The 7,372-nt window shown below is 67.3% G+C and carries 5 protein-coding genes and 1 pseudogene; 3 read left to right on the plus strand and 3 right to left on the minus strand.

Annotation, left to right across the window (positions count from 1 at the left end; all coding sequences use genetic code 11):
* Window positions 1-90: 90 nt before the first annotated feature.
* Window positions 91-1,002, minus strand: a complete 912-nt coding sequence (locus tag QSK31_RS44450; RefSeq protein ID WP_285691098.1) for a Fic family protein — start codon at window positions 1,000-1,002, stop codon at window positions 91-93.
* A gap of 248 nt (window positions 1,003-1,250) precedes the next feature.
* A pseudogene (tuf, locus tag QSK31_RS44455) lies at window positions 1,251-2,378 on the minus strand (elongation factor Tu); the annotation flags it as partial.
* Window positions 2,379-2,409: 31 nt separating this feature from the next.
* On the opposite strand from tuf, the gene QSK31_RS44460 reads away from it, so the two are divergent.
* A complete protein-coding gene (locus tag QSK31_RS44460) occupies window positions 2,410-4,020 on the plus strand; it encodes a recombinase family protein (RefSeq protein WP_285691099.1) in 1,611 nt (536 codons plus the stop codon).
* A 176-nt stretch (window positions 4,021-4,196) separates the two neighbouring features.
* The gene (locus QSK31_RS49000) at window positions 4,197-4,793 is read left to right on the plus strand and encodes an integrase core domain-containing protein (RefSeq protein ID WP_352244613.1); all 597 of its coding nucleotides are present in this window, start codon (window positions 4,197-4,199) and stop codon (window positions 4,791-4,793) included.
* An 821-nt stretch (window positions 4,794-5,614) separates the two neighbouring features.
* Here QSK31_RS49000 and QSK31_RS44470 read toward each other — a convergent pair.
* A complete protein-coding gene (locus QSK31_RS44470; protein ID WP_285691103.1) occupies window positions 5,615-6,448 on the minus strand; it encodes an alpha/beta fold hydrolase in 834 nt (277 codons plus the stop codon).
* Between the two features lie 126 nt (window positions 6,449-6,574).
* On the opposite strand from QSK31_RS44470, the gene QSK31_RS44475 reads away from it, so the two are divergent.
* Window positions 6,575-7,234 (plus strand): TetR/AcrR family transcriptional regulator, encoded by a 660-nt coding sequence (locus tag QSK31_RS44475; RefSeq protein WP_285691105.1) that lies wholly within the window; start codon window positions 6,575-6,577, stop codon window positions 7,232-7,234.
* The last annotated feature ends 138 nt before the right edge of the window (window positions 7,235-7,372 follow it).

Consider the following 7,372-nt stretch of genomic DNA (forward strand, 5'->3'; position numbering starts at 1 on the left):
GATCTCAGCCCGGAACGGGCGGCACAGGCCGGACCCGCCGCGGCGTCGCCGAGGAGGCAGAGCTCTGGTGTGCGCGTACCCGAAAAGGGTTTAGGTGTAGGGGTCGCGGCCGGGACCGCGCACGGAAGCGGCGGCGGCCTGCGCGATGTCGGTGGCGGCGCCGTCCAGGGTGTAGACCCGGGTGGTCGCGTTGCCGCGCGGTGTCAGCAACCCCGCGCGCGTCAACGCCTGGATGTCCCGGATGGCCTGGTCGCGGCTGAGGCTCTCGTCCTGCTGATAGGTGGTGCGCCGGACCTCGCCGAGCGCGGCGGCGTAGAGGGCCGACACCACGCGCTCGGGCAGTCCGTGTTCGCCGGCCAGGCGGGCGAGATCGGTCCACAGGCGCACGGTCCAGTCGTACCGCCGCTTCACGCGCTGGGCCTGCCGATGATGCGCGGTGAACACGAACCTGAGCCACGGGTGGGCGTCCCGTTCCGGCTGGAAGCTGCCCTGCTGCACGGACCGGAGCGCCTCGTAGTACTGGACGGTGCCGGTCTGCTCGCCCAGCCACTCCTCGATCGAGGAGAACTCCGGTGCCAGCTCTCCCACCCGGGCCAGCACCGTGGTGTGCAGTGCCCGGGCGGTCCGGCCGTTGCCGTCGCGCCAGGGATGGATGCCCACGAGATTCAGGTGCGCCATGGCCGCTCGCGCGTACGCCGGGGCGTCGAGATCTCCACCGTGGAGCCACTCGACCAGCTCGCCCATCAGCCCGGGGACCGCGTCGGCGTCGGGACCGGTGTAGGCCGGCTCCAGCGGATCGCCGCTCGTCACGTAGATGCCGCCGGAGCGGTAACGGCCCGGCCACTTCGCGGGCTGATACTTCGTGATCATGAAGTGCAGCGTGGAGAGCAGCGTCTCGGAGTAGTCGAAGAAACCCATCGCCGGCGTCTGCCGCACGTACGTCATCGCGTCCCGGTACCCGATGACGGCCTGCTGCGTCTGCTCGCCGGCGTCCGCGGACATGGGTGCGTGCTCAACCAGGGCCCGGGCGTCCGAGCCACTGATCGTGATGTGCTCGATGGTGTTGGAGCCTTGGATCGCCGCCGCGAACAGGCTTCGCCGCAGCTGACCCTCCCAGCGCGGCTTGGACCCCAGGCAGAGCGTGGTGCGTATGCGAGGCAGAGCGTGGTGCGTATGTGTAAGCAGAGCAAAGTGGCAGCAGGGAACGGCCCGGGTGTGGACCCGGGCCGTTCGTGGACTGCTGGTCGCTGCTAGTCGAGCAGCTCGGTGACCGTGCCGGCGGCGACCGTGCGACCGCCCTCGCGGACCGCGAAGCCGAGGCCGGACTCCATCGGCACCTCCTTGCCCAGCTGCACGGTGACCGTGGCGGAGTCGCCCGGCATCATCATCTCGAGGCCGCCGCCGAGCTCGATCGAGCCGGAGACGTCCGTGGTGCGGAAGAAGAACTGCGGCCGGTAGTTCGCCACGAACGGCGTGTGGCGGCCGCCCTCCTCCTTCGTCAGGGCGTACAGGTTGGCCCGGAACGTCCGGTGCGGCGTGACCGAGCCGGGCACCGCGACCACCTGGCCGCGCTGCACCTGCTCGCGACGGACGCCGCGCAGCAGCACCGCCGCGTTGTCGCCGGCCTCCGCGGAGTCCAGCGACTTCCCGAACGTCTCCAGCCCGGTGGCCACCGTGGCGACCGTGGGGCCGAGACCGACCACCTCGACCGGCTCGCCGACGCGCAGCGTGCCGCGCTCCACCTTGCCGGTGACCACGGTGCCGCGGCCGCTGATGGTGAGCACGTTCTCGATCGGCATCAGGAACGGCTCGCCCAGCGAACGGTCGGGGACCGGCACGTAGGAGTCGACCGCGTCGAGCAGGTCAACGATGGACCGAACCCAGCGCGGGTCGCCCTCGAGAGCCTTGAGCGCGCTGACCCGGACCACGGGCACCTCGTCGCCGGGGAACCCGTACTCGGACACCAGCTCACGAACCTCGAGCTCGATGAGGTCCAGCAACTCCTCGTCACCGGAGGAGACCGCGTCGCTCTTGTTGAGCGCGACGACCAGCCACGGCACGCCGACCCGTTGCGCGAGCAGCACGTGCTCGCGGGTCTGCGGCATGGATCCGTCCTGCGCCGAGACCACCAGGATCGCGCCGTCCACCTGGGCGGCGCCGGTGATCATGTTCTTCACGTAGTCGGCGTGCCCGGGCATGTCGACGTGGGCGTAGTGGCGGGTGGCCGTCTCGTACTCGACGTGGGCGATGTTGATCGTGATGCCCCGCTGCGCCTCCTCCGGCGCCTTGTCGATGCCCTCGAACGCCACGAACCGGTTGGTTGCCGGGTCGCGGTCGGCGAGGACCTTGGTGATCGCGGCGGTCAGGGTGGTCTTGCCGGCGACGGAGTTAGGACACCAAACTAGATGGATGAGCATCGAATCTACGACCATCGCTGACCTGTACCTTCGCCTGTCGGATCTGCGGGCCGACGACCTCTACGAAGACGATCAGAGCAAAGGCCTCGTCGAGCACGAGCGCCAGCTGCGCGAGCGTGCCGCTCGCCTGCACTGGACCGTGGGCGAGGTAATCATCGAGAACGACATGCGCGGCGGTAGACCACAACCCGCATCAGCCTACAAGCGGCGAAAGGTGCGGTTACCAGATGGCACCACCGCCTTACGCGTAATCCGCCCCGGATTCCGAAGATTGATCAAACGGATCCGCACCAACAAATCTAACGCCGTGCTGACCGTTGACCTCGACCGGGTTGTTCGTGATCCCCGCGATCTAGAAGACCTTATCGACGTAGTCCAGGAGCGTCGGGCCAACGTTCAATCAATCACCGGCTCTCTGCGTTTCACCGATGGTGGTGACGATGCAGAAATAACCCTGGCGCGTGTGATGGTGACAATGGCGAACAAGTCCAGCCGCGACACCGCTCGGCGGGTAAGTGCCGCCCGGCTGCGGCAGGCCCTCCACGGCGAGTTCGGCGGTGGCACGCGGCCTTTCGGCTTCTGCCTAGGACCGCCGAAGCTACCGCAAGGTAGTACCTCCGACGAGCATCCCTGCCCTTGGCATGGCGGACGTGCCTGCAAGGCAGGGATCACGCCGATCGCATCGGAAACCTCTATTGTCGTCGACTGCACCGAGCGGGCGCTACAAGGCGTCAGCTTCAAACTCATGGCAGCCGAACTGAGGAGGAAGGGCGTTCCGACAGTCACTGGGGCTTCATGGAGCGCAGGGACACTGCGAGAGATCTTGCTTCGCCCTCGCAACGCCGGTCTTGTCGTCTACAGGAAGAAGATCGTCGAGGGTGTCGTCGCACCATGGAAACCGATTGTCCCCCGGCATGTTTTCGACGCGCTCCAACTGAAACTGACCCACCCAGCGCGGCACACCGGACCCGGTCCCGCCCCGAAATGGGAAGGATCAGGACTGTACCGGTGTGGGATCTGCACACCCCCGGGAAGCTCCACCGAGCGCCCGGTCACGTGCCAAGTCAAAGAACAGACCCGCAAGCCACGCTACCGCTGCAAAGCACACGCCCATTTGACTCGTGATGTCGGCCAGGTAGATCGGTGGATACACGCCCACATCCTGTACGCCCTAACCCACCCCCGGGCGTACGAGTTGCTCATGCCGGCTACGCCCGACGTGGATGTCAAGACATTGAGCACCGAACGTGCAGCGATCGTTGAAAGGCTGAAGTCCTATGCTCGTGATGAGATTCTGGGACGCCGGACTCCGGAGCAGGTGACGGAGGCGACCCTCGTCGGCCGGCAGCGCATTACAGAGATCGACGGGGCACTGTCTGCAAGCGTGACGGGCGATCCGATGGCCGATGTTCTCAACGCTCCCGATCCGGTAGCGGCTTGGGCTGCCGCTCCCCTCGCGAACCGACGTTTGATCATCGATCGGGTATGCACCGTGACTATCCTTCCGACTACGCGACGGGGCCGCGGGGGGTTCGATCCAACCGCAGTGTTGGTCGAGCCCAAACACGGACTCGGTGCCCCACCTCAACTGGCGCCCGCATAGCTCACAGCGAAGGCCTATCTGGTGTTGCGGAACCGCAGTAGATCACGCACCGCCGCTTGAGTCGTCGCTCGGAGCTGGCTCATCGGGTCATGCCCTCGTCCCCGCGTGGCAATGTTGGCCGTCCCATAGCCGCTGCCGTTGGCCGTGCTGATCTTCGCTCGGCCAACGGCAGCGGGATGCCCGGTCACTGTGTCAGCGACACGAACCACCCCACCACCTGCGGCAAAGTCGAACGCTTCCAGCAAACCCTCAAAAAATGGCTCCGCGCCCAGACACCCCAGCCCGGCACCATCACCCAACTACAAGCGCTGATCGACGTGTTCACCCACGAGTACAACCACCGCCCCACCGGTCGCCGCCCCACCGGGCCACCCCGGCCACCGCCTACCAAACCCGCCCCAAAGCCATTCCCGGCACCGACCGCACCGGCGACACCCACGACAGGGTCCGCCACGACACGATCAACGAAGCCGGCACCGTCACCCTGCGCGTCGCCGGACAACTCCGCCACATCGGCATCGGCATCGGCATCGCCCGAACCTACATCTTGGTACTCGTCCAAGACCTCAACGTCCGGATCATCCACGCCGCCACCGGAGAACCCCTCCGCGCCTCATCATCAAACCCGACCGCGACTACCAGCCCTACGGCGGTGGGCTCGGCTCGGACACCGCGCAGTAGCTGTGTCAGAAGCCGGGTCGGGTCGGCGTGGTGCACCTGCAGCTCGCCACCCAACTCGGCCTCGCCCTGCACATGCTCGACGGCGATGCTGACCCGGACCATCGGAGATAATGGCGGCAAGCGGCGCTGAATGCCGCGGGCCTACGCGGTACCCCAGAGTCAGGGCTCGCCCGCAACACCGCCGGCGAGCTGGCTGAGGTCCTGCGCTGGGCGCGGTCGTAGCTGCGAGCCGACTCCGCCGCAGGCGGGGAAAATACCGGCCGTTTTGCCCACGAGCTGCCGATGCTCGCCGGTACCCTGGACGCCGGCCTGCGGCAGGTGACTCGAAGCGGGGACCTCTTCGTCCGCGCCGATTTCCTGCGCAAGCCGGCCGGGAAGCTCATCTAAATGGCCAGTAAAGGATGGAGGCCCGTCTCCCGCGACAACGACTTGGTCCGCGACCTCAGCCGTCTGCTCTTCCGGGCCGCCGGCCCTGCCAAACCTGCCGACGCCTCGGCTGCCGCGCAGGGATTTTCCCAACCGCCTCGCCCGGGCGCCGCCTCTACCGTCGAAGCGCCAGCCGGGCTCAACCTGCCGCCTCCTGCCTCCCTGCGTCGAGGTCGCTCATTTCGCTCGCGTCCGTGAACGACGTGAGACTGGCGGCACCTGCCTGTCAGGTCGCCCTATGGATCTGCGGGCGGCGACTGCAAGATCCTGCTCGATTCGGCCTGCAGTCGACGCGTTCGATACCGCCGCAGTAAAGAGCTGACGTGCTGACGGCTCCTAGGCCACGCGGCCGGGCCGCGACCAACCGACCTCAGGGTCAGCTGCCAATAGCGCAGCCGGCCGTACCCAGCCACCAGGCCGGCCCGAGGGTAGGGGGCTCACCGACCTCCTCACGATCGGCCGATGTCGGATTTCGTTCAGGAGATCCTCAGTTACCCCGGGAGTCGGCCGCAGGAGCCCTTTCTGGATCCGGCAGTTCTGCCCAGAAGTTCATCAGAGCCTCAGCAACCGGCACCGGCGTCTCCTCCGGCCACCAGTGGCCCACACCCTCCAGATGCGCCATCTTTGCACCCGATTGGCGCGCTGCCCACTCGTGCTGCACCAACGTCCCGCTGGCTCTCTCGAAGTCGTCAACGGCGATGAGAGCGAGCCCCGGACGTTGCGCGGCGCTCGGCAGGAGCCGTCCCGCTTCGGCCATCGCCGGCTGTCGTGCCGACCGCAGCAGCTTGAGGACCGCGCGACCCATCTCGGGATCCATGCCTGCCGCGACTCGCTCCGCCATGCGCCCGGTCATACCGAGGGCTGACGCCACCGCAAGTCGCTGCTCCAGATCGCCTCCCCACAACTCCTGCACCGAGGCTTCCCCCGGGCCCTCCTGCTGCCACACCTGTGCCCGCGGATGCCAGAGGAAGTCGGGTGCGAACACGCCGAGCGCATCGGAGGCCCAACTGCGAATCAAATCCGGACGGCTCATGGCCAGCGCCGCGACGTGAATTCCGCCCCAGTCGTGACCGACCAGGTCGACCGGAGCGCGGAACAGCTCGAGCTGCGACGCCAGCCAGTCTCGATAGCTCGTGGCCGACGAGTCGAAGCCGCGGGGCACCGGGACACCGAACCCGGGCGGGGACAGGACGACCGCGTGGACTCGGTCGAGTTCCCCGATGAACGGTCCCCAGATGGCCGCTGACTCGGGATTGCCGTGGACGAGGACGAGTGGAGTACGCGACACGAAGGCACCTCGCTGATACTTGTTGGTCAACACACAAGTATCGTAGCCGATCCCTTCGTCCGGGCCGCTCGCGCGCACGCTGCGCGGTGCCAGGCGACGGGACAAACGCGCAGACCGGCGGACCATATGCTTGGTCGACCCAATGCCTGAGGAGTCCTGGTGCCCGATCAGCCGCCCGCTCGCCGCACGCAGCAAGAGCGTCGTGAAGAAGCCGAACGCAAGGTGCTAGCTGCCGCGACGGCGCTGATCGCCCAGCACGGGTCACGCGCGCTCACCCTGGCTGAGGTCGGCAAGGCAGCCGGCTACAGCCGGGGGATCGTCTCTCATCACTTCGGCAGCCGCGAGAATCTGCTCCGCACGGTGATGCGTGATGCTCGGACCTTCACCCTCCCGGATCCTGGGGATAGCGCCGCAGACTGGCTGGCGGAGACGGTTCGTGCCTACCTCAAGAACGTCACCAGCCGGCGTCCGTCTGCTGGCGCGTTCCTGCAGATGTGGGGCGAGGCGATTGCCGCCGATCCCGTCCTGATGCCGCTCTACGCGGAACATGACGCCAGCTTCCGTCGGCTCCTCGCCGACAAGGTCCGCGAAGGGATCCACGACGGCTCGGTGCGAGCAGATGCCGACCCGGAGGCGATGGCCGTGTCTCTGGTTGGCCTCCTCCGCGGGATTGCGCTCCAGCTGATCTCGACCCCGCCCCCGGCGCGAGTCAAAGCAATCATCGACGAAGCCGAGCGATCCACCCGGCGTGCTCTCAGTTCCCGTCTGGCAACTGAGTCTGTCGCTGGGCCGGCGGTGCGGCGCGTCCCGGTGAGATAGGGAGACGCCGCGCTAGACCGGGACTTCGCACATGCTTTTGGACTGCCGTTATAGCCAGCGTGGTCGGGTGGGGTCGACTTCGAGCAGGGCGAGGAGTTGGGCTTGGAGCCAGCCGGGTTGGGGGATTTTGGGTGGTTG

Origin of the sequence: Actinoplanes sp. NBRC 103695 (assembly GCF_030269485.1) — a bacterium.
Taxonomy (GTDB): domain Bacteria; phylum Actinomycetota; class Actinomycetes; order Mycobacteriales; family Micromonosporaceae; genus Actinoplanes.

Excerpts from the sequence above, each read along its gene's own strand:
- QSK31_RS44450 (WP_285691098.1), bottom strand. The coding sequence starts at position 1,002 with ATGTCCGCGGACGCCGGCGAGCAGACGCAGCAGGCCGTCATCGGGTAC.
- QSK31_RS44460 (WP_285691099.1), top strand. The coding sequence starts at position 2,410 with ATGAGCATCGAATCTACGACCATCGCTGACCTGTACCTTCGCCTGTCG.
- QSK31_RS49000 (WP_352244613.1), top strand. The coding sequence starts at position 4,197 with ATGCCCGGTCACTGTGTCAGCGACACGAACCACCCCACCACCTGCGGC.